Below are 21463 nucleotides of genomic sequence, written 5' to 3'. Positions count from 1 at the left end.
ACCGTCGAAGGGGGTCCAGCGCCTACTCTGGTGGCATGCAGCGGCGGATCTTTGGCATCGAGACCGAGTTCGGGGTCACGTGCACCTTCCACGGACAGCGCAGGCTCTCGCCCGACGAGGTGGCGCGCTACCTGTTCCGGCGAGTCGTCTCGTGGGGACGCTCATCGAACGTCTTCCTGTCGAACGGCTCCCGGCTCTACCTGGACGTCGGCTCGCACCCCGAGTACGCGACGGCCGAGTGCGACGACCTCGTCCAGCTGGTCACCCACGACAAGGCCGGCGAGCGGATCCTCGAAGACCTGCTGGTCGACGCCGAGCGGCGGCTGGCCGACGAGGGCATCGGCGGCGACATCTTCCTGTTCAAGAACAACACCGACTCCGCGGGCAACTCCTACGGCTGTCACGAGAACTACCTGGTGACCCGTGCGGGTGAGTTCTCGCGGATCGCCGACGTGCTGCTGCCGTTCCTGGTGACCCGGCAGCTCATCTGCGGCGCCGGCAAGGTGCTGCAGACCCCGCGCGGCGCGGTCTACTGCCTGTCCCAGCGTGCGGAGCACATCTGGGAAGGCGTCTCGAGCGCGACCACCCGCTCACGGCCCATCATCAACACCCGCGACGAGCCGCACGCCGACGCCGAGCGCTACCGGCGCCTGCACGTCATCGTGGGCGACTCGAACATGGCCGAGCCGACGACCATGCTCAAGGTCGGCTCGGCGAACCTGGTGCTCGAGATGATCGAAGCCGGCGTCCAGTTCCGCGACTTCACCCTGGACAACCCGATCCGGGCGATCCGCGAGATCAGCCACGACCTCACCGGCCGCCGCCAGGTGCGCCTCGCCGGCGGGCGCGAGGCCTCGGCGCTGGACATCCAGCGCGAGTACCACGCCCGCGCCGTCCAGCACCTCAAGGACAACGGCACGACCCCGGCGAACGAGCGCGTCATCGAGCTGTGGGGCCGGGCGCTGGACGCGGTCGAGCAGCAGGACTTCGGCAAGATCGACACCGAGATCGACTGGGCGATCAAGCACCGGCTGGTCGAGCGCTACCGGCACAAGCACGACCTGGACCTGTCCAGCCCGCGGATCGCGCAGCTCGACCTGGCCTACCACGACATCCGCCGGGGCCGGGGCATCTTCGACCTGCTCCAGCGCAAGGGCCTGGTCCGCCGGGTCACCGACGACGGTGAGATCGAGGCCGCGAAGGACACCCCGCCGCAGACGACCCGGGCGAAGCTGCGCGGCGACTTCATCGCCGCCGCCCAGGCCGCCGGGCGCGACTTCACGGTCGACTGGGTGCACCTGAAGCTGAACGACCAGGCCCAGCGCACGGTCCTGTGCAAGGACCCGTTCCGCTCGGTCGACGAGCGCGTGGAACGCCTGATCAGCTCGCTCTGACTCCCGCCGAAGCCGTGAATGTCGCATTGGGGGACTTCAAGTCCCTCAATGCGACATTCACGGCTTTCCGGTGCCGCGGACGCGACGAAAGTCGGGGCCGGAGTGCGGCAGGATCGCCCCCATGCGTGTCGTGCGTGTGGTTCTGCTCGTGTTCGCCCTGGTGGTGTCGGTCGCCGGGCCCGCGTCGGCGGGGGAGCACCTGCCGAAGTGGGAGCTCACGCCCACCGGCGTCACCGCCCAGTTCCGCGGCCTGTCCGCCGTCAGCGCCCGCGTCGCGTGGGTCAGCGGGACCCAGGGCACCGTCCTGCGCACCACCGACGGCGGGACGAGCTGGAAGTCCGTCGGCCCGCCGGACACCGGCACCCTCGAGTTCCGCGACATCGAGGCCTTCGACGCCGCGCACGCGGTGATCCTGTCGATCGGCCCCGGCACCGATTCACGCGTCTACCGGACCGACGACGGCGGCGCGCACTGGCGCCAGACGTTCCAGAACAGCGAAGCGGCGGCGTTCTACGACTGCCTCGCCTTCTTCGACCCGTGGCGCGGGCTCGCGATGAGCGACCCTGTCGACGGGAAGTTCCGCGTCCAGGCCACGTTCGACGGCGGCCGCAGCTGGCGGCCGGTGCCCGACAGCGGCTTCCCGCCCGCGCTGCCCGGCGAGGCCGGATTCGCCGCCAGCGGGCAGTGCATCACCACCGCCGGACCGTTCGACGCCTGGCTCGCCACCGGTGGCGGCGCCACGGCCCGCGTCCTGCACTCCGGTGACGGCGGCCGCCACTGGACCGCGTCCGGCACGCCGTTGCCGAGCAGCCCGTCCGCCGGCGTGTTCGCCGTCGCCTTCCGGAGCCCGGCGCAGGGGATCGCCATCGGCGGCGACTACGCGAACCCGACGGCGCCCGGCCCGGCCGTCGCGCTGACCCGGGACCGCGGCCGCACCTGGCACACCCCGGGGCAGTACCCCGCCGGGTACCGCTCCGGGCTGGCCTGGCGCGGCGGGACCGTCCTGGCCGTCGGGCCCGGCGGCAGTGACTCCAGCCCGGACGGCGGCCGGCACTGGACGTCGTTCGACACCGGCAGCTTCGACAGCGTCGACTGCGCCGGCACGGCCTGCTGGGCCAGCGGAACCCAGGGCCGGGTGGCCCGCCTGGGCCGCTAGAGCACCTGGCCGGTCGGGCGGACCATGATCTCGTTGACGTCGACCGACGGCGGCTGTGACAGCGCGTAGAGCACGGCGCGGGCGATGTCGTCGGCGTCCAGCTTCGGCTTCTTGCGCTGGTCGTCGTCGAGGATTTCGGTGTCGGTGATGCCGGGGTTGATCAGGGTGACGCGGACCCCGGTGCCGACGGCCTCCTCGCGGATCGCGCCGGCCATCCCGGTCACCGCCCACTTCGTCACCGAGTACAGGCTGGCGTTGCGGATGTAGCGGCCGGCGACCGAGCCGGTGATCAGCAGGTGCCCGGCCGATTCTTTGAGCGCCGGCAGGGCCGCGCGGGCGGTGTAGGCCGCGCCGAGGACGTTCGTGCGGACCATCTCCTCCCACGCCCGCGGGTCGGGGTCGTCGGTGCCGAAGAACGAGGTGCCGACGCCGATCCCGGCGTTGGCGAAGGCCGCGTCGAGCCGCCCGAACCGCTCGACGGCCGCCGTGACGGCGCCGGAGATGCTCGGCCAGTCCCGGACGTCGGCGCCGAGCGCGACCGCGCGGTCTTCGCCGAGTTCGGCGGCGAGGTCGGTGACGGATCCGGCCTTGCGGGCCACGAGGGCGACCTTGAACCCGGAGACGGCGGCCAGCCGCGCGGTCGCGGCGCCGAGGCCGCGGGAGGCACCGGTGATGAGAAGAACGCGATCATCCATGCCACCCAGGCTAGGCAGAATCCACGGCGTCAGCAGGAGAGCCGGCTTCCCCGCGAACGGATGGGGAGCTACTCTCCATCGGGAAGTAAGCTCACCAATTCCCTGTGCCAGGAGGTTTGCCGGTGTCCACGCGTGCGGCGGAACAGCGGCGGCAAGCCGAAAAGGCCGCCTACGACGCCTATTTCGCGGCGTGCCCGACCCGGAAGCTCCTCGACGAGATCGCCGGCAAGTGGGTCAGCCTGATCCTCGTCGCGCTCGGTGACGGCCCGCAGCGCTACAGCGACCTTTCGCGGCGCATCGCCGGCGTCAGCCAGAAGATGCTCACCCAGACCCTGCGGGTGCTCGAACGGGACGGCCTGGTGCGCCGGGAGGTGACCCCGTCGGTGCCCGTCCGCGTCGACTATTCCCTTACCCCGCTGGGAGAAAGCCTCCGCGCGCTGATGGCCGGGTTCAAGGACTGGGCCGAGACGCACTTCGACGCCGTGGCGGCCGCCCGGACCGATTACGACGCGCGTACGCCGGACCTCACGATCGGGCCGGGCGGCGCGGGCTAGTCTCTACCGGGTGTCCACCGCACGCGCCGAACGGCTGGTCAATCTGGTGCTGGCCCTCCTGTCCACCCGGCAGTACCTCACTGCCGAGAAGATCCGCGGCATCGTGCCCGGATACGGCGACGCGGCCAGCGACGACGCCTACTTCCGGATGTTCGAGCGGGACAAGACCGAGCTGCGCGAGCTCGGCATCCCCCTGGAGACCGGCCGCAACTCCGCCTTCGACGCCATCGAGGGCTACCGCATCGCCCGCCGCGACTACGAACTCGGCGAGATCGACCTGGCCCCCGACGAGGCCGCCGCCGTCGCGCTCGCGTCCCGGCTGTGGGACTCCCCGGAGCTGACCGGCCAGGCGCAGGGCGCGCTCGTGAAGCTGCGCGCCGCCGGCCTGGAGGTCGACGACCAGGCTCCCACCGTCGTCGAACCGCGCGTGCGCGCCGAACCGGCGTTCGGGCCGCTGCTGGCCGCGGTGCAGAACGGCCAGGCGGTGAGCTTCGAGTACCGCCGCAGCGGCTCGCCCGAGCGGATCATGCGGACCCTCGAGCCGTGGGGCGTGGTGTCGTGGAAGGCCCGGTGGTACGTCGTCGGGCACGACCGCGACCGCGGCGCCACCCGCTGCTTCCGCCTCTCCCGCGTGACCGGCCAGGTGCGCCCGGTGGGCAAGCCCGGCGCGGTCCGGCGGCCCGACGGCGTCAACCTGCTGCAGCTGGTGTCGGCCACCAGCGGGAGCGCCGAGCCCGCCCCGGTCACCACCGCGCGGCTGTGGGTCGCCGACGGCCGCGCCGCCGGGGTCCGCCGCCGTGGCACCGTCCTCGGCCGCTGCACGATCGACGGAGAAGAGGGCGATCTCGTGGAGATCGGGCTCTACTTCCCGGAGTCGGCGGCCGACTGGATCACCGCGCAGGGCCCCGACGTCGTCGTGCTCGAACCCGACGTGCTGGCCAAGACCGTCCAGGACCGGCTCGAAGCCGTCGTGGCCCGGCAGGGGAGCGGCCGGTGAGCGGGTCGACCGACCGGATGCCGCGGCTGCTCGCGCTGGTGCCCTACCTGCTGGCGCGTCCCGGCATCCGCGTCGACGAGGCGGCGCACGACTTCGACGTCACGCCGAAGCAGCTGCGCAAGGACCTCGAGCTGCTCTGGATGTGCGGGCTGCCCGGCTACGGCCCCGGCGACCTGATCGACCTGTCCTTCGAGGGTGACACGATCGTCGTGACCCACGACGCCGGGATGAACCGGCCGCTGCGGCTCACCGGCGGCGAGGCCACGGCGTTGCTGGTCGCGCTGCGCGCGCTGGGTGAGACCCCGGGCGTGGTCGACGGCGACGCCGTGCGCCGCTCCATCGCCAAGATCGAGTCCGCGGCCGGGCAGGCCCAGCCCGCCGGCGTCGTCGTCGGCGGTGGAGTGCGCGAAGGCAAGAAGACCGCGCACACCCGCGAGGAGGTCGCCCGGGCCCTGCGGGACGGGCGGGCGCTGCGGATCCGCTACTACACCGCGTCCAAGGACCAGATCACCGAGCGCACGGTCGACCCGATGCGGCTGCTGATCGTGCAGGCGGTCGGCTACCTCGAGGCCTGGTGCCGCCGCGCCGAGGGCGTCCGGCTGTTCCGGCTCGACCGGATCGACGACCTGACGATCCTCGACGAGCCTTCGCGCCCGCCGGCGCACGCCCATCCCACCGACATTTCCGAGGGGGTCTTCCGGGAGCGTCCCGACCAGCGGGAGGCGGTGCTCGTCCTCGACCCGGACGCACGCTGGGTAGCCGAGTACTACCCGTGCGAGGAGCTCGCCGAGCTCGACGGCGGCCGGCTGCGGATCCGGATGCGCTACGCCGACCAGTCCTGGATGGTGCGCCTCGTGCTGGGTCTGGGTGGGGAAGCGCTGGTGGAGAGCCCGGCCGACCTCGCGTCGGACGTCGGACGCCGCGCCGCCGACGCGGTGGCCCGAGCCCGTCACCTTCCGTCAACCTGCGACCACTAGGGTGATCGACGTGCCGTACCTGCCCACCGTCGTGCTCGTCGCGATCGGCCTGCTGCTGCTCGTGCTCCTGCTGGTGCGGACCGTCAAGGTCTTGCGTCGTTTCAACCAGACCGCAAGCATGGTGGCTACGAACACCCAGGACCGGGCCGGTCTCGTCCGCGCCCGGTCGGCAGCGTTGCGCGTCGCCTTCGCGCAGCGCCGCCGGAAACCGGAAAACCAGTAACATCCCTACCAGACGCAGATAGGAGGCCATCTTGTTCGCCAACGGATTGCAAGGATGGCATTTGATCATCTTGGTGCTGCTCGTCGTGCTGCTGTTCGGGGCCAAGCGGCTTCCCGATGCGGCGCGGTCGATCGGCAAGTCCATGAAGATCTTCAAGGCCGAGACCAAGGACCTCGCGGGCGACAAGAGCGCCTCGCACGAGGACGCCGAGCCGGTCGAGACGAAGCAGATCCCGGCCACGCCCGCCCCGGCGACCCCGTCCGCCGCGACCGACCAGCAGGTCGCCGACCTGCAGCGCCAGCTCGACGAGCTGAAGAAGCAGCAGGCCGACCAGCCGCAGAAGAACGCCAGCTGACGGCTGGGCCACACCCGGTCCCTGGTCCACGGAGCGCGCCGGTCCCGGCGCGCTCCGGCGGACTCCGACGAGAACGGAACATCCCGTGGCGGAACCCGCCTCCGGAAACGGCACCAGCCGGCGGTCGAAGCGGACCAAGCGCAGCCGCCGCAAGAACCCCGACGGCACGATGACGCTCATCGAGCACATCTACGAGTTCCGCCGCCGGCTGGGCTTCGCGGTGCTCGCCGTCGTCCTCGGCGGCATCCTCGGCTTCATCTGGTTCAGCACCAAGGTGGGCCCCATCCCGTCGCTCGGCGAGATCGTCAAGGCCCCGTACTGCGCCATCCCGGTCGGCCGGCGGCTCGACGGCGAGGCGGGCTGCCGGTTGCTGCAGACCGTGCCGTTCGAAGCGTTCATGACGCAGTTGAAGGTCGGTATCGCCGCGGGCGCCGTGCTGCTGTCCCCGGGCTGGCTCTACCAGATCTGGGCGTTCATCGCGCCCGGCCTGTACTCGAAGGAACGCAAGTACGCGCTCACGTTCGTCGCCTTCGCGTCGGTGCTGTTCGCCGCGGGCGCCGTGCTCGCCTACATCCTCTTCCCGCACGCGCTGGAACTGCTCATGGGCTTCGGCCAGGAGGAGTTCGTCACCGCGCTGACCGCGGACAAGTACATCTCCTTCATGCTGTCGCTGCTGATCATCTTCGGGATCAGCTTCGAGCTCCCGCTGCTCGTGGTGATGCTCAACCGCGTCGGCGTGGTCAAGTACCGGCAGCTGAAGAAGTGGCGCCGCGGCATCGTGTTCGGCCTGTTCGTCTTCGCCGCCTTCGTCACCCCCGGCTCGGACCCGTTCTCGATGCTGGGCCTGGCGGGCGCGCTGACGGTGCTGTTCGAGCTGTCGATCCAGATCGCCCGCCTGCACGACCGCAAGAAGGACCGCGAGCGCGCCGACGAGGGCTGGGACCAGCTCGACGACGACGAAGCCGCGCCGTTCAGCTACACGCCGAGCACGGTCGACGACGAGCCGTCCGCGCCGACCGCGTCCGGCGGCCGCTCGGCGACCGACGACATCACGTAGTGGGGATCCACGCCGCGCTCGCCGTGCACCCGGCTTCGGGGCACGGCGCGGCCGCCCGCATCGCCGACACCGTCGCCGAGCGGCTGCGTACCGCCGTCGACCGCCTCGACGTGCTGGTCGCCAACTCCGTCGCAGAGTCCCGCGAGCTGATGCGGACCTCCCACGACGCCGGCCTCGACGTCCTGATCGTCCTTGGCGGCGACGGCGCGGCCCACCAGGGCGTCCAGTTCTGCGCGAACCACGAGGTCGCGCTCGGCCTGGTCCCGGCGGGCACCGGCAACGACTTCGCCCGCGCCCTCGGCGTCCCCGGCGAGCCACTGCCGGCGGTCGAGGCGCTGGTGACGGCCCTGCGATCGGGTGCCCGGCGGCGCATCGACCTCGGCCGGGCCGGCGACACGTGGTTCGCGACGGTGCTGTGCGCGGGCTTCGACGCCGGCGTCAACGAACGCGCCAACCGGATGCGCTGGCCGGCCGGGCCGCGCCGCTACGACGTCGCGATCCTCGCCGAGCTGGCAGCGTTCCGCTCCCGCCCGGTCGTGGTCGACACGGGCACCGAACGCCTCGAACTCGACGCGACCCTGGTGGCCGTCGGCAACACCCGCTTCTACGGCGGCGGCGTCCCGATCTGCCCGACGGCGGACCCGGAGGACGGCGTCTTCGACGTGACGGTCGTCGGCGACGTGACCCGCCGCGGCCTCATCCGCATGCTGCCGGGCCTGCGCACGGGCAAGCACGTCACCCACCCGGCGGTCCGCACGCTGCGCGCCCGCGAGGTCTCCCTGACCGGCAACAGCTGGCCGGCGTACGCCGACGGCGAGCCACAGGGAACCGTGCCGGTGACGGTCAGCTGCGTCCCGGGCGCGCTGACCGTCCTCGCTTAACGGTCGTAACCGCCGGCGCGCGCCACCAGCTGCCGGAAGTGCGCCGGCGTCAGCAGCCGTCCCCCGTCGGTGAAGTACACCCCGCCGCAGCGGTGGCAGAACCAGCCCTGCTCCCACACCTGCCGCGCCGCCGGCACCCCGCGCCGCTCCCGCCGGTGCGCCCGGACCCGGCGCACGTAGAGCCACACCAGCACCCCGGCCGCGGCGAACACGCACAACGACGGCAACGAGATCAGCGCGAACCCCAGCACCCGGCCACGCGCGCCACCGGGCGGCGGATCGTCCACCGCCGACAACGGCAACATCAGGAAGCACCCGCCCACCAGCGCCAGCGCGACCACCGCCGCCACCAGGCCACCACCACGGCGCGGGGGAGGGAAGGGGTCCAGCGACCGCGCCACCGCGGTCACCGAAACCCCGCTGACCTGGCTGCTCGCGTACACCACCCCGTCCCCGGCCGGCACCGCCACCAGCGGACCCTGACCGCGGTAGAACGAATGCCCGCCCAGATAGACGGCGGGCACGTGCTGCACCCGGTCCAGCAGGCCACAGCTCGGACACGGTTCGGTCATGCACCCTCCGACGTGACCACCGCCACCCCGGTTCCCGCCCGCCACCCTGATGTATAACGACCTATACGGCGACCGATCGTGGTGATCATCACGCGGGGTCACGCAATCGGAAAAGAAGCACCGACAGCCGTCGGTCACGCCGCGTGCGGACTGCCGGGGGGATGTGAAACCCTGACGGGGTGGCCAATAGCCCTTCTCAGTCCCCGGCCGAGGCCTATGCGGCCTCCTCGCGTCGAGGGAAGTACCCCCAGCTGACGCGCTTCGCCGCGGAAGCGTCCTTCGAGTTCGACGACTTCCAGATCCGCGGGTGCGAAGCCCTCGAGGGCGGTCACGGCGTGCTCGTCTGCGCGCCGACCGGGGCCGGCAAGACCATCGTCGGCGAGTTCGCGGTGCACTTGGCGCTGGCCGAAGGCCGCAAGTGCTTCTACACCACGCCGATCAAGGCGCTGTCGAACCAGAAGTACGGCGATCTCGTCGCCCGGTACGGCCAGGACGCCGTCGGCCTGCTCACCGGTGACACGTCGATCAACGGCAACGCGCAGGTGGTCGTGATGACCACCGAGGTGCTGCGCAACATGCTCTACGCCGGTTCGTCGACGATCACCGACCTCGGCTACGTCGTCATGGACGAGGTCCACTACCTGGCCGACCGGTTCCGCGGGGCGGTGTGGGAAGAGGTGATCCTGCACCTGCCCGAGCACGTCCGCGTGGTCGGGCTGTCGGCCACGGTCAGCAACGCCGAGGAGTTCGGCGAGTGGCTGGTGGAGGTCCGAGGGGACACGACCGTCGTCGTCGACGAGCACCGGCCGGTACCGCTCTGGCAGCACATGCTGGTGGGGAACCGGCTGCTCGACCTGTTCGCCGGCGAGGACGTCCACGCGCCCGGGGCCGAGCTGCGGATCAACCCGACCCTGCTGCGCCGCACTGAGGAGATCGGCCGCCAGTACGCGCCGGCCGGGTTCCGCGGACCGCGCGGGCGCCGGGGCGGCGGGCCGTCGCGGATGCCGCGGTTCCGGCCGCCGTCGCGGGTGGAGGTCGCCGAGCAGCTCGACCGGGCCGGGCTGCTGCCGGCGATCGTGTTCATCTTTTCCCGGGCCGGGTGCGACGCCGCGGTGGGCCAGTGCGTGCGGTCGGGGCTGCGGCTCAACGGGCCGGGCGAGGTCGAGGAGATCCGCCGGATCATCGAGGAGCGCACCTCCGAACTGCCCGAGGGCGACTTGGGCGTGCTCGGCTACTGGGAGTGGCGGGAGGCGCTGGAGCGCGGGATCGCCGGGCACCACGCGGGGTTGCTGCCGGCGTTCAAGGAGACCGTCGAGGAGCTGTTCGTCCGCGGTCTGGTGAAGGTCGTGTTCGCCACCGAGACCCTGGCCCTCGGGATCAACATGCCGGCTCGCACGGTCGTGCTGGAGCGGCTGGTCAAGTACAACGGCGAGGCGCACGTCGACCTGACGCCGGGGGAGTACACCCAGCTGACCGGCCGGGCGGGGCGCCGGGGGATCGACGTCGAGGGGCACGCCGTCGTCGCCTGGCAGCCCGGGGTCGATCCCAAGCAGGTCGCCGGGCTGGCTTCGACGCGGACCTATCCGCTGCGGTCGTCGTTCCGGCCCGGCTACAACATGGCGGTCAACCTGGTCGCCCAGGTTGGCGCGGCGGAGGCTCGCGAGCTGCTGGAACAGTCGTTCGCGCAGTTCCAGGCCGACCGGTCGGTGGTCGGCACGGCACGCCGGATCGAGCGGAACAAGGAGGCCCTGAAGGGCTACACGGCCGCGGTGACCGGGGACTTCGCCGAGATGCTCGAGTACGTGGAGCTGCGCTCGAAGATTTCGACGCGGGAGAAGGCGTTGTCGCGGCAGAACACCGCCGTGCGGCGGGCCGGGACGGCGGAGTCGCTGGAGAAGCTCCGGAAGGGCGACGTGATCGCGGTGCCGGCGGGCCGGCGGGCGGGGCTGGCCGTGGTCGTCGACCCGGGACTGGACCCGATCCGCGAGCCGCGTCCGGTCGTGGTGACCGAGGACCGGTGGTCGGGGCCGTTGTCGGTGGCCGACTTCCCGGCGCCGGTGGAGGCGCTGGGGCGGATCAAGCTCCCCAAGCACATCGAGCTGCGGTCGCCGAGGGCGCGCCGGGACATCGCATCGACGCTGCGCAACGCGGGGATCTCGTTGCCCGGCAGGCAGAAGCGGCGGTCGGGGGCGAACGAAGACGGTGAGCTGGCGGCGTTGCGGCGGGCGTTGCGGGCGCACCCGTGCCACGGGCTGGCCGAGCGTGAAGCGAACCTGCGCTGGGTAGAGCGCTACGAAAGGCTGTCGGCGGAAACCCAGCAGCTGGAGCGGAAGGTCGCGGCGACGACCCACTCGCTGGCGCGGGCGTTCGACCGGATTCTGGGGTTGCTGGGTGAGCGCGGCTATTTGGGACCGGAATCGGCGGGGGACGGCGAGGACCGCGTCACCGAGCACGGCCGGCGCCTGACCCGGCTCTACAGCGAGTCCGACCTGCTGGCCGCGGAGTGCATCCGCCACGGCGTGTGGCGCAAGCTCAATCCGGCCGAGCTGGCCGCCGTCGTCTCGACGCTGGTCTTCGAGGCGCGCCGGGACACCGCGGGCGAGCCGCGGCTGCCCGGCGGTGCGGTGCCCGAGGCGTGGCAGGAGACGGTGAAGCTGTGGGTGGACCTCACCGAGGACGAGCGGCGGCACCGGCTCGACCGCACCCGGGAGCCGGACGCGGGGTTCGCGTGGCCGGTCTACCGCTGGGCACGCGGCGAGTCGCTGGAGAAGGTGCTCACCGCGGCCGAGGCCAACGGGCAGGAGTTGTCGGCGGGTGACTTCGTGCGCTGGTCGCGTCAGGTGATCGACCTGCTCGACCAGATCCGCGACGTGCTCGGCAAGGCCGACCCGGTGGGTGCGGCGGCGGCCGAGGCGGTGAAGGCGCTGCGGCGGGGTGTCGTGGCCGCGGGTGCCGCGTGAACTTCGTGTAAGGCCTGATCGGGACGAGGCGGGCGGAGGGCGTGGACACGTGTGCTCGGCTCCGACCTGTGGTTGGATCGCCTGCAAGACCGTGTGTACGCGGCAATGCGGCGGTTTCGGGGTGGACAGCGTGATGAGCGAAGCAGGCGGAGGCAGACGATGAGCACGCCGTATGGCGGCAACGACCCACAGCAGCCCCAGTACGGGCAGCAGCCGGGCGGCGCGTACCCGCCGAGCGGCCCGCAGGAGCAGCCGCAGTGGGGACAGCAGCCGCCTTCGTACGATCCGAACCAGCAGCAGTGGGGTGGTCAGCCGCAGCAGCCCCAGCAGCCGCCCTACGGCCAGCAGCCCGGGGGATACACGCCGCCGCAGCAGCCGCAGTGGGGTCAGCAGCCGCCGCCCTATGGTCAGCAGCCGGGTGGTGGCTACCCGCAGAGCGGCCCGCAGGCCCAGCCGCAGTACGGGCAGCAGCCCGGCGGGGCGTACCCGCAGAGCGGGCCCCAGCAGCAGCCGCAGTACGGCCAGCAGCCGCCGCAGGGCCAGTACGACTACGGCCAGCAGCAGTTCCCCGGCCAGGGTGCGCCGGAGGGCGGCGAGCAGCCGGCGAAGTCGAAGAAGGGCCTGCTGATCGGCATCGTGGTGCTGGTCGTCGTGGTGGCCGTGGTCGGCATCCTCGGCTTCGTGGCGCCCGGGTTCTTCAAGACGCAGGTCTTCAACAACACGCAGATGCAGACCGACGTGCAGAAGCTGCTCACCGAGACGTACAAGATCGACGGCGTCACCGGCGTCACCTGCCCGGCCGAGCAGAAGGTCGAGGACGGCGCGAAGTTCGAGTGCACCGCGACCATCGCGGGCAAGCCGACGCAGATCCCCATCACGGTGAAGGGTGACGGCGGCAACTACGAGGTTTCGCCGCCCGCCACGAAGTGATCGTGCGCACGAGATCCGGTCGCCGCGGTATTGCGGTGGCCGGATCTCGGCGTTTCCCGAGATGATCCGGGGATGAGCGACTTCGAGATCCGGACGCTGGGTGACCATGAGATCCGCGCGGCGGGCGACCTCTTCCGCGCGAGCCTGCACGTGCCGCCGTGCGCCGACGCCGATTGGGAGCGCGTGTCCCGCGCCTACCAGCCGGGCCGGACGCTCGGCGCGTTCGACACCGGGCTGATCGGCACCGCGCGCTCCTTCGACGCCGAGCTGACGGTCCCGGGCGGGACGCGGCTGCCGATGGCCGGGGTCACCGGGGTCGCAGTGCGGGCGGACCGCACCCGCCGGGGCGTGCTGCGGGCGTTGATGGCCGCGCAGCTGGAGGACTTCGCCGCGCGGGGGATGGTGTTCGCGAGCCTGCTCGCGTCGGAGGCCCGGATCTACGGCCGGTTCGGCTACGGGCTGGCCATGCGATACCGCACCTACAGCGTCGACCGGCATCGGACGCGGCTGCGTCCGGACGTGCCGGCGGCGGGGGAGGTCCGGCTGCTCGAGCTGGACGAGGCCCTGGAGATCTGCCCGGCCGTCTACGAGGGCTTGGCGGACCGGCCGGGGAAGATGTCCCGGCCGGAGGTGCTGTGGCGGCTGTACGAGGCGCAGTCCCGGCGCAACCCCCAGCCGATGCGAGCGGCCGTGCACCACGGCCCCGACGGGCCGGACGGCTTCGCGTTCTACTACGTCGAGGGTCTGCAGGCCCACCCGTGGACGAAGAGCCTGCAGGTGATCAACCTGTTCGCCGGTACGCCGGCCGCGTTCGCCGGGCTGTGGCGGTTCCTGCTGGGCATCGACCTGGTCGACCGGATCGTCGCGGAGGCCCGGCCGCTCGACGAGCCGATCGAGCTGCTCCTCGAAGACCACCGGACCGCCACCGTCGACCGGGTCGGCGACGAGCACTGGATCCGGCTCGTCGACGTCCCAAAGGCACTGGCCGCCCGCGAATACGGGAGTGCCGCGCCGGTCGTCGTCGAGGTCGACGACCCGCTGTTGCCGGCCAACGGCGGCACGTACCGGATCGGCCCCGACGGCGCCGCCCGCACCGACGAGCCGGCGGCGCTGCGGCTCGACGTCACCACGCTCGCGATGATCTACTTCGGCACGTGGCGGCCGTCCGCGCTGGCCGGTGCGGGCCGGCTCGAAGTCCGTGAGCCGGGTGCCCTGGCGGACGCCGACGTGCTCTTCGGGACTCGGGTCGCATCGTGGAGCGGTACCCACTTCTGAGCGACCGGCGGAAATCGGGATGCCGCGGGCGAGGCCGGACGGCAGGATCGGCGGCATGACCGACTTCGACGTCCGCCCCGTGACCGAGGACGAGCGCCGCACCACATTGGACTTGCTGGGGCGCTCGCTGCACACCAACCGGATCAGCGACGAGTCCTGGGCGCAGTACGGGGATTCGTGGCCCGCCGCGCACAAGTTCGGCGCCTTCGACGGCGGGACCCCGATCGGGATCGCCAGCTCCTTCGACTCCGGGATCGCGGTACCCGGCGGAGCGGTCCTGCCGCTCGGGGCGGTCGACGGCGTCGGGGTCCGCGCCGACCGCACCCGCCGCGGGGTCCTCACCGCGATGATGGCGGTGCAGCTCGAGGACTTCGCCGCGCGCGGAATCCCCCTGGCCGCGCTGCACGCCAGTGAACCCACCATCTACGGCCGGTTCGGCTACGGCTCGGCCGCGCTCGGCAAGACCGTGTGGCTGCCCAGGCCCGCGGCCCGGCTCCACGACCGCGTTCCGGCGGCCGGCGACGTCCGGATGCTCACGCCCGAGGATGCGGTGAAAGAGATTCCCGGGCTGTACCAGCGGATCGGGCTGCACCGGGCCGGGATGATCGGCCGGCCCGCCGAGTGGTGGCCGATCGCGCACGACCGGCTCGTCGGCCCGGAGGGCAGCTACGTCGTGGCCGTCCACAGTGGACCCGACGGCGACGACGGGTACGTCGTGTACGACACGGTGGACCGCCGCACCCTGGAGTCGCCCGACGAAGGGGCCGTGCTGAAGGTCCGGGAGCTGCAGAGCGCGGACCCGGCCGCGCGGGCCGCGCTGTGGCGGTTCCTGCTGTCGATCGACCTCGTCTCCGGGGTACGGGCCCGCTACCGGCCGGTCGACGAGCCGCTCGCGGCGATGCTGGCCGACCACCGGCACGCCCGCACCGCCGACGTCGAGGACGATCTGTGGCTGCGGCCGGTCGACGTCGCCGCGGCGCTGGCCGCCCGCACCTACCGGGCGGCCGAGCCGGTGGTGCTGGCGGTGGCCGACCGGATGCTGCCGGCCAACACCGGGCACTACGAGGTCACGCCCGACGGCGCCCGCCGCACGGACGCGGCGGCGGACCTGGCCCTCGACGTCGACACGCTCGGCATGCTCTACCTCGGGCAGTGGAGCGCGACCGCGCTGGCCGCGGCCGGGCGGATCACGGTCCACGACCCGGCCGCGCCCGGCCGGGCGGACGAGCTGTTCACCACCATCGCCGCGCCGTGGTGCGGCACGTACTTCTAGCGCTGAAGGACACCTTCAGCTCGCGGGGAGCTAGGCGCCGGGCAGGGCCTTGAGCAGCCGTTCGGTGGAGTTGCCGAGGTTCCAGCGCTCGGTCAGCTCGGCCACGCGGTCCGGGTCGGCCGGCGTCGCCGGCACGGTGTCGGGGCGGGACTGCTCCACCGGCGCGTCGACGGCGACCCGGACCACGGTCGGCGCGACGGCCAGGTAATCGGCGGCGTCGGCGAGACGCAGCCGCGTCTTGAGCGGGACGCGGGGATCGCTCGCGGCCGAGGCTTCCAGGAGCGCGTCGAGGCTGCCGAACTGCGTGATCAGCTTCGCGGCGGTCTTCTCGCCGATGCCGGCGACGCCGGGCAGCCCGTCGGAGGGGTCGCCGCGCATCATGGACATGTCCGCGTAGGCCGGTCCGGCGGTCTCGACGGGGAGGCTGTAGCGCTCGGCGATCTCGGCCGGGCCGAGCACCTCGGCCTTGGCCCAGCCCTTGCCGACGTAGATCACCGACGTGGGCGTCGGTTCGGTGCGCACGAGCTGGAACAGGTCCCGGTCGCCGGTGATCACCTCGACCGGATCCGCCTTCTCGCGGGTGGCCAGCGCGCCGATGACGTCGTCGGCTTCGTAGCCCGCCGCCTCCGCGGTGGCGAACCCGAACGCCTCCAGGAGGTCGAGGATGATCGGGACCTGCGGGGTGAGCGTGTCGGGCACCTCTTCGACGTCGGGGCTGGTGCCGTTCTCCTCGGCCACCCGGTGCGCCTTGTAGCTGGGCAGCAGGTCGGTGCGGAACTTCGGCCGCCAGTCGGCGTCGAGGCAGCACACGAGCCGGGCCGGGCGCCGGTCGGTGAGGATCCGCGCGATCGTGTCGGCGAACCCCCGCACGGCGTTGACCTGCGTCCCGTCGGCGGCGCGCATCGAGTCGGGCAGGGCGTAGAACGAACGGAAGTACAGGCTCGCGGAGTCGAGCAGGGCAAGGGGTCCGGTCACCCGCACAGCCTGCCACGCCCGGCGGGTGCCCGGGGCAAGCCACGCGCACGCGAGCACAGGGGGAGATGCTGCCGCTCGGGCGAGGAAGGTGCGCGGCCGGTTGGGAGGGCTGTGAGCCGAGGGAACTGCCCGGGGGCGCCGTGCGGTGGGGGAGCGGCGGTGCCGTCCCCGGCGGCGAGGCTACTTCCCCGCCGCCGGGCAACGCCGGGGCCCCAGGGGAGCGGGCCGAGGTGGCCGGAAGGTGCCGGGGGCGTGGGGTAGCGGACGAGCCGGCCGGGTGACCACTTCCGCCGGGGAGCGGGGCTGGCGTGGCGAAGAAAGTGGTCGGGCTCGTGGGGAAGTGGGCGTCGTGAGCCCGCCGGGCGGCAAAGATCCGCCGGGGGCGGGTGTAGTGAACGAGCCGGTCGGGCGGCGAGCTTCGCGGGGGAGCTGGGCCCGCTTGGCGAGGGAACTGCCCGGCGTCGTGGGGGAGTCGGCCGGGCGTCGAGCTTCCCCGGGGAGCGGGGCCGGTTCGGCAGGGGAGCGGGGCGGGAGCGGCATCACCCGGCCCGGCATGTCGCGGGCCCGGGCGGGCGGACCACCCGGGCCGCCCTACTAGGCTCGGCTTCATGTCGCGCCGTTCCCTCCACACGCCCGCCCCCGACGCTGCCGCCCTTCGTGCTCGCCTGGACCGCGCCCGCTCGGCCGCGGCCGCCGCGGACACCGATGCCCTGCTGATCGCGCCCGGTTCCGACCTGCGCTACCTCATCGGCCAGGCCGGCGGCTCGTTCGAGCGCCTCACGACCCTCGTCGTCCCGGCCGACGGCACGCCCGCCCTGGTCGTGCCGAAGCTGGAGGCGCCCGGGTACGCCGACGTCCCCACCGACGAGCTCGGCGTCGAGCTGCTCACCTGGGTGGACGGCGACGACCCGTACGCGTTCGTCGCGGACCGGCTCGGGAAGCCCGGCCGCGTCGCGGTCAGCGACTTCACCCCGGCCCTGCACGTCCTCGCCCTGCGGGCCGCGCTCGGGACGGCCGAGCAGACCCTCGCCGGCCCGGTGGTGCGGGAGCTGCGGATGCGCAAGGACGCCGCGGAGATCGCGTCGCTGCGGGACGCCGGCGCGGCCATCGACCGCGTGCACGCCCGGGTCCCCGAGTGGCTGCGGCCCGGCCGCACCGAGGAGGAGGTCGGCGCCGACATCGCCGCGGCCATCGTCGAGGAGGGTCACGTCCAGGCCGACTTCGTGATCGTCGGGTCCGGCCCGAACGGCGCCAGCCCGCACCACGACGTCTCCGACCGCGTCATCGAGAAGGGTGACGTCGTGGTCGTCGACATCGGCGGCCCGCTGCCGGCCGGCTACAACTCCGACTCGACCCGCACCTACGCCGTCGGCACCCCGCGCGACGCCGACGTGGCCGACACCTACGCGGTGCTGCAGCGCGCCCAGGCCGCCGCGGTGGCCGCGGTGAAGCCGGGCGTCACGGCCGAAGCGGTCGACGCGGCCGCGCGCGACGTCATCGCCGAGGCCGGGTTCGGCGAGTACTTCATCCACCGCACCGGCCACGGCATCGGCCTGGACGTCCACGAGGAGCCGTACATCATCGCGGGCAACGCGCTGCCGCTGGAGCCGGGCATGGCCTTCAGCGTCGAGCCGGGCATCTACCAGCCGGGCCGGTGGGGCGCCCGCATCGAGGACATCGTCATCGTCACCGCGGACGGCGTCGAGTCCGTCAACAACCAGCCGCACGAGCTCGTCGTGCTGGACGCATGACGGTCGGCGGCCTGGAGCCGCTGGACCAGGCGATCGTCCAGGAGCTCGCGGCCGACGGACGACGCAGCTTCACCGACCTCGCCGAGCGGGTCGGGCTGTCGGTGTCGGCGGTGCACCAGCGGGTGCGCCGCCTCGAGCAGCGCGGGGTCATCCTCGGCTACACCGCGCGGCTCGACGGCGAGCAGATCGGCCTGCCGCTGACGGCGCTGATCTCGCTGACGCCGAACGACCCCGGAGCGCCGGACGACTACCCGCAGCGGATCCAGCACATCAAGGAGATCGAGTCGTGCTACTCCGTGGCCGGCGACGAGTCCTACATCCTGCTGGTGCGCGTCCAGTCGCCGCTGGCCCTGGAGGACCTGTTGCGCCGGATCCGCGAGGCCGCGAAGGTGTCGACGAGGACCACGGTGGTGCTCTCTACGCCGTTCGAGGGTCGTTCGCCGACGTTCTGACGCCGGCGCCACGCTGGTTTCGGAACATGGGCACTGGTACGGTAAAAGGTATGGCAACACGTAAGGTCACTCTTTCGCTGGACAGCGGCGCCCTGGACTTCGCCGAACGCGCCGCGAAAGCACACGGGATCTCGGTCTCGTCCTGGCTGTCGAAGGCAGCCCGGCGCGAGGCGGTACGCACGGGCTACACCCCGCAGAAGCCGGAGCCGGCCGTCGCGGAACTCGACGAGGCCGAGCGCGCGGCGGCGGAGAAGGATCTGCGTGCGCAGGGGTGAAGTCTGGACGTACCACCCCCCGACCGAACCGGCCCGGCAGCGCACCGTGGTGCTGCTGTCCTCGGACGGGGTGAACGAGTCCGAGCGCCCCTGGCTGCTCGGTACCGAACTGCTCGAACGCGACCCCCAGGACATCCTCGGCGTGGCGGTCGACGCCCGCTACTGGGTATCGACGCTGAACCTCACCCGGCTCTACCGGCCCTGGTTCGACGAACGCATCGCCGAGATCGACCTCGACGTCCAAGAGCGCATCGACATCGCCCTGCGAGCCGCTCTCGATCTCTAAGTGTATAACGCCCTATACCGCTCGACAGTGGTGGAAAAACAACACTCCGGTAAGCACGCACGTCACCCCTAGAACCGCCAAGAGCGGAGGGGGTCAGCGGGCCACGACCTCCGGGGCGGCGTGCAGCTTCCCGTCCGCGCCCGCGAGGCAGGACGCGTTGCCGTCGCGGGCCGCGATGAACTCCGTCAGGCAGTTCGCGATCGCCGCGTGGCCGGCCGCGTTGGGGTGGAACGACTCCTGGAGCGCGTGGCCCGCGCGGTCGGCCTTGCCGAGGTCCGCCAGCTGGAGTGTCAGCCGGGTGAACCACTCCGTCGCCGGGTTGGCGCCGCCGCTGCACGCCTCGTGCTTCACGCCGGCCTTCGCCAGGTCCAGGAACCGGGCGCCGGTCTGCTGGGCGGCTGTCTTCAGGCCGGCCGAGAGCACGCCGATCCCGGTCTGGGAGATCCAGCGCAGGTCTTCGACGCGGAACGGGCAGCCGTTGAGGCTGCGCAGGTCCTCCGGCAGGTCCGGGCCGATCGGGGCGGCGTAGGACTGCAGGATCAGCTGGTAGTCCGCGGGGACGTACCCGGCGGCCGCCAGCACCTTCTTCACGTCGGAGACGGCGGTGACGACCTTCGGCACCATGGCGTCCACTTTGGACTGCCAGGTCTGCTTGAGCGCGGTGCTGCACGGCGGGCCGCCGGCGTTGAACCACGCCTTGAAGCAGTCGTTCACCTGGTTGGAGAACTTCGGGTCGTCGTTCGCGCCGACGGCGACGACGACCGCGGCGACGCGGTGGTCCTTGACCAGTGCGGCGAGCTGCTGTGCTTGCGAAGGTTCGGTCCACTGCTTGACGTCGCCGAGGGCGACCTGTTCGGCGGGTGCGCCGGAGCAGCCGAGGTTGACGTGGGCGGTGATGCCGGGGACGGCGATCTTGTCGACGAAGGCGTTGGGGGAGCGGTGGCACCAGTTGCCGCCCTGGCCGTTGGTGGTGGCGGTGTACTGGCCGGCGCCTTCGCCGGAGACGGTGCTGTCGCCCATCGCGACGACGGTGAGCGGTCCGGTGCCGGGTGGGCCTTGGCGGGGTTGTGGTTGGCCGTTCTTGCTTTCGGAGCCGAAGAAGACGAAGAAGCCGGCCAGCAGGGCCACGCACGCGAGGACCAAGGCTCCCCAGTACCACTTGAGACGTCGCATCGTCGTCGAGTCTACGGATCAGGGGTGGGAGCGGGGTGCGTCGCCGGTCACGCGGAGCGCTTGACGGCTTGGCGGGGGATCAGTTCGACGGGGAGTTCGCGGACTCCGAAGATCATGGGTGAGGGGTAGCCGATCTGGACGCCGTCGCGGACGCGGATGTCGGCGAAGCGGTCCAGCAGTTGTTCGAAGACGACTCGTCCTTCGAGCCGGGCGAGGGGTGCGCCGAGGCAGAAGTGGACGCCGCCGCCGAAGGCGAGGTTGGTTTCCTTGCGGGGACGGGGGTCGAACTCGGTGGCGCGGGTGTGGTGGCGGGGGTCGCGGTTGGCGCCGAGGACCCAGGGGGTGACCATCGCTTTGGCGGGGATGGTGACGCCGCCGAGTTCGACGTCGGTGGTGGTGATCCGCAGGAGGCGCATGATCGGGGGCCGGTGGCGGGTGACTTCTTCGAGGAGGCTGGGGATGAGGCCGGGGTCGCGGCGGACCGCGGCGGCGGCGTCGGGGAATTCGTGCAGGGACAGCACGGTGTTGCCGAGCATCATGGTGGTGGTGATGTGGCCGGCGGCCAGGAGCAGGGAGGCGAAGTTGAGGACTTCGTGGTCGGCGAGGTGTTCGCCGTCGACTTCGGCGTGGGCGAGTGCGCTGAAGAGGTCGTCTTCGGGGTCGCGGCGCCGTTGGGCGAGCATGGCGGCGAGGTAGGTCTCCATGACTTCGGTCAGGGAGGTGCCGTCTTCCTGGGGGGCGCCGCCGGCGAGGAGGGCGTCGGCCCAGCCGCGGTAGAGGGTGCGGTCTTCGGGTGGGATGCCGATGAGGTCGCCGATGACCACGACGGGTAACGCGTAGGCGAGATCGCGGATGAGGTCGGGGTCGTCTCGCTGCGCCATTTCGGTGATGAGGGTGTCGGTGGCGGTCACGATCCGCGGTTCGAGGTCGGCGACGACTTTGGGGGTGAAGGCTTTGCTGACCAGTTTCCGCAGCCGGTGGTGGACCGGCGGGTCGACGGCCGCCATGTTGCCGCGGACGGCTTCGGCGGTGTCCGGGAGGAGTAATCCCGGGTCGGAGGAGAACGATTGGTGATCGGTGAAGATGCGGCGGACGTCGGTGTGCCGGAATACGTGCCAGGTTTCGTTGTCGTCCTCGATGACCGGGTGGTTCTCGCGCATTTGGTCGACCCAGGTGAACAGGGCGGATCCGCCGTCTTCCAGTGACGGTGGGCGGACTTCGGGCGAGTTCATTCGCGCGGCTCCTTTGCTGA

22 protein-coding genes are annotated in these 21463 nt (G+C 72.0%); 17 read left to right on the top strand and 5 right to left on the bottom strand.

Annotated elements, in window-relative coordinates:
- Positions 1–35: 35 nt before the first annotated feature.
- Positions 36–1394 (top strand): Pup--protein ligase, encoded by a 1359-nt coding sequence (pafA, locus tag ACZ4TR_RS10145; RefSeq protein WP_285478434.1) that lies wholly within the window; start codon positions 36–38, stop codon positions 1392–1394.
- Between the two features lie 130 nt (positions 1395–1524).
- Positions 1525–2550, top strand: coding sequence for a WD40/YVTN/BNR-like repeat-containing protein (locus ACZ4TR_RS10140; protein ID WP_465287335.1), 1026 nt, complete (start codon positions 1525–1527; stop codon positions 2548–2550).
- On the opposite strand, the gene ACZ4TR_RS10135 is transcribed toward ACZ4TR_RS10140, so the two are convergent.
- Entirely contained in the window at positions 2547–3245 is a 699-nt protein-coding gene (locus ACZ4TR_RS10135; protein ID WP_465286730.1) for an SDR family oxidoreductase, read from the bottom strand. The genes ACZ4TR_RS10140 and ACZ4TR_RS10135 overlap by 4 nt on opposite strands.
- 122 nt (positions 3246–3367) lie before the next feature.
- Here ACZ4TR_RS10135 and ACZ4TR_RS10130 point away from each other — a divergent pair, with 122 nt between their 5' ends.
- The 7 genes from ACZ4TR_RS10130 to ACZ4TR_RS10100 all read left to right on the top strand — a co-directional run bounded on the left by ACZ4TR_RS10130 (position 3368) and on the right by ACZ4TR_RS10100 (position 8289).
- Positions 3368–3799 carry a winged helix-turn-helix transcriptional regulator gene (locus tag ACZ4TR_RS10130; protein ID WP_364521559.1) on the top strand — a complete coding sequence of 144 codons (432 nt, stop codon included), beginning with the start codon at positions 3368–3370 and terminating at the stop codon, positions 3797–3799.
- 10 nt (positions 3800–3809) lie between these two features.
- Entirely contained in the window at positions 3810–4796 is a 987-nt protein-coding gene (locus tag ACZ4TR_RS10125) for a helix-turn-helix transcriptional regulator (protein WP_465286729.1), read from the top strand.
- Positions 4793–5773, top strand: a complete 981-nt coding sequence (locus ACZ4TR_RS10120) for a helix-turn-helix transcriptional regulator (protein ID WP_465286728.1) — start codon at positions 4793–4795, stop codon at positions 5771–5773. The genes ACZ4TR_RS10125 and ACZ4TR_RS10120 overlap by 4 nt, the downstream gene beginning before the upstream one ends.
- 10 nt (positions 5774–5783) lie before the next feature.
- Positions 5784–5996, top strand: a complete 213-nt coding sequence (locus ACZ4TR_RS10115) for a bacteriophage holin (protein WP_465286726.1) — start codon at positions 5784–5786, stop codon at positions 5994–5996.
- 61 nt (positions 5997–6057) lie between these two features.
- On the top strand, positions 6058–6351 hold the full coding sequence (gene tatA, locus ACZ4TR_RS10110; protein WP_465286725.1) for a Sec-independent protein translocase subunit TatA: 294 nt from the start codon (positions 6058–6060) through the stop codon (positions 6349–6351).
- 85 nt (positions 6352–6436) lie between these two features.
- A complete protein-coding gene (gene tatC / locus ACZ4TR_RS10105; RefSeq protein ID WP_465286724.1) occupies positions 6437–7408 on the top strand; it encodes a twin-arginine translocase subunit TatC in 972 nt (323 codons plus the stop codon).
- On the top strand, positions 7408–8289 hold the full coding sequence (locus ACZ4TR_RS10100) for a diacylglycerol/lipid kinase family protein (protein ID WP_465286723.1): 882 nt from the start codon (positions 7408–7410) through the stop codon (positions 8287–8289). The genes tatC and ACZ4TR_RS10100 overlap by 1 nt, the downstream gene beginning before the upstream one ends.
- Here ACZ4TR_RS10100 and ACZ4TR_RS10095 read toward each other — a convergent pair.
- Positions 8286–8861: a hypothetical protein gene (locus ACZ4TR_RS10095; RefSeq protein WP_465286722.1), complete on the bottom strand. Its 576-nt coding sequence runs from the start codon at positions 8859–8861 to the stop codon at positions 8286–8288. The genes ACZ4TR_RS10100 and ACZ4TR_RS10095 overlap by 4 nt on opposite strands.
- Positions 8862–9040: 179 nt before the next feature.
- On the opposite strand from ACZ4TR_RS10095, the gene ACZ4TR_RS10090 reads away from it, so the two are divergent.
- The 4 genes from ACZ4TR_RS10090 to ACZ4TR_RS10075 all read left to right on the top strand — a co-directional run bounded on the left by ACZ4TR_RS10090 (position 9041) and on the right by ACZ4TR_RS10075 (position 15299).
- Positions 9041–11821, top strand: a complete 2781-nt coding sequence (locus ACZ4TR_RS10090) for a DEAD/DEAH box helicase (protein ID WP_465286721.1) — start codon at positions 9041–9043, stop codon at positions 11819–11821.
- Between the two features lie 159 nt (positions 11822–11980).
- Positions 11981–12751 carry a DUF4333 domain-containing protein gene (locus tag ACZ4TR_RS10085; RefSeq protein ID WP_364521568.1) on the top strand — a complete coding sequence of 257 codons (771 nt, stop codon included), beginning with the start codon at positions 11981–11983 and terminating at the stop codon, positions 12749–12751.
- A 72-nt stretch (positions 12752–12823) separates the two neighbouring features.
- Entirely contained in the window at positions 12824–14026 is a 1203-nt protein-coding gene (locus ACZ4TR_RS10080; protein ID WP_465286720.1) for a GNAT family N-acetyltransferase, read from the top strand.
- A 55-nt stretch (positions 14027–14081) separates the two neighbouring features.
- Complete coding sequence (locus tag ACZ4TR_RS10075; RefSeq protein WP_465286719.1) at positions 14082–15299, top strand: GNAT family N-acetyltransferase; 1218 nt, start codon at positions 14082–14084, stop codon at positions 15297–15299.
- Between the two features lie 30 nt (positions 15300–15329).
- Here ACZ4TR_RS10075 and ACZ4TR_RS10070 read toward each other — a convergent pair whose 3' ends face one another.
- Entirely contained in the window at positions 15330–16274 is a 945-nt protein-coding gene (locus tag ACZ4TR_RS10070; RefSeq protein WP_465286718.1) for a 5'-3' exonuclease, read from the bottom strand.
- A gap of 608 nt (positions 16275–16882) precedes the next feature.
- Between ACZ4TR_RS10070 and ACZ4TR_RS10065 the strand changes: the two genes are divergently transcribed.
- The 4 genes from ACZ4TR_RS10065 to ACZ4TR_RS10050 are packed head-to-tail and all read left to right on the top strand — an operon-like array spanning position 16883 to position 19038.
- On the top strand, positions 16883–18025 hold the full coding sequence (locus ACZ4TR_RS10065; RefSeq protein WP_465286717.1) for a M24 family metallopeptidase: 1143 nt from the start codon (positions 16883–16885) through the stop codon (positions 18023–18025).
- Entirely contained in the window at positions 18022–18477 is a 456-nt protein-coding gene (locus ACZ4TR_RS10060; protein WP_285992032.1) for an Lrp/AsnC family transcriptional regulator, read from the top strand. The genes ACZ4TR_RS10065 and ACZ4TR_RS10060 overlap by 4 nt, the downstream gene beginning before the upstream one ends.
- A 50-nt stretch (positions 18478–18527) precedes the next feature.
- Positions 18528–18752 carry a hypothetical protein gene (locus tag ACZ4TR_RS10055; protein WP_364521573.1) on the top strand — a complete coding sequence of 75 codons (225 nt, stop codon included), beginning with the start codon at positions 18528–18530 and terminating at the stop codon, positions 18750–18752.
- Positions 18739–19038 carry a hypothetical protein gene (locus tag ACZ4TR_RS10050; protein WP_364521574.1) on the top strand — a complete coding sequence of 100 codons (300 nt, stop codon included), beginning with the start codon at positions 18739–18741 and terminating at the stop codon, positions 19036–19038. Before ACZ4TR_RS10055 ends, ACZ4TR_RS10050 begins: the two co-directional genes overlap by 14 nt.
- 93 nt (positions 19039–19131) lie before the next feature.
- Here the strand turns inward: ACZ4TR_RS10050 and ACZ4TR_RS10045 are convergent, their stop codons facing one another.
- A complete protein-coding gene (locus tag ACZ4TR_RS10045; RefSeq protein ID WP_465286716.1) occupies positions 19132–20211 on the bottom strand; it encodes a GDSL-type esterase/lipase family protein in 1080 nt (359 codons plus the stop codon).
- 47 nt (positions 20212–20258) lie between these two features.
- The gene (locus tag ACZ4TR_RS10040; RefSeq protein ID WP_465286715.1) at positions 20259–21443 is read right to left on the bottom strand and encodes a cytochrome P450; all 1185 of its coding nucleotides are present in this window, start codon (positions 21441–21443) and stop codon (positions 20259–20261) included.
- Positions 21444–21463: the final 20 nt, after the last annotated feature.

The organism is Amycolatopsis sp. NPDC028719, from assembly GCF_055565395.1.
The sequence above is the reverse complement of the archived record's forward strand: the minus strand, read 5'-3'. Positions and strand labels throughout refer to the sequence as shown.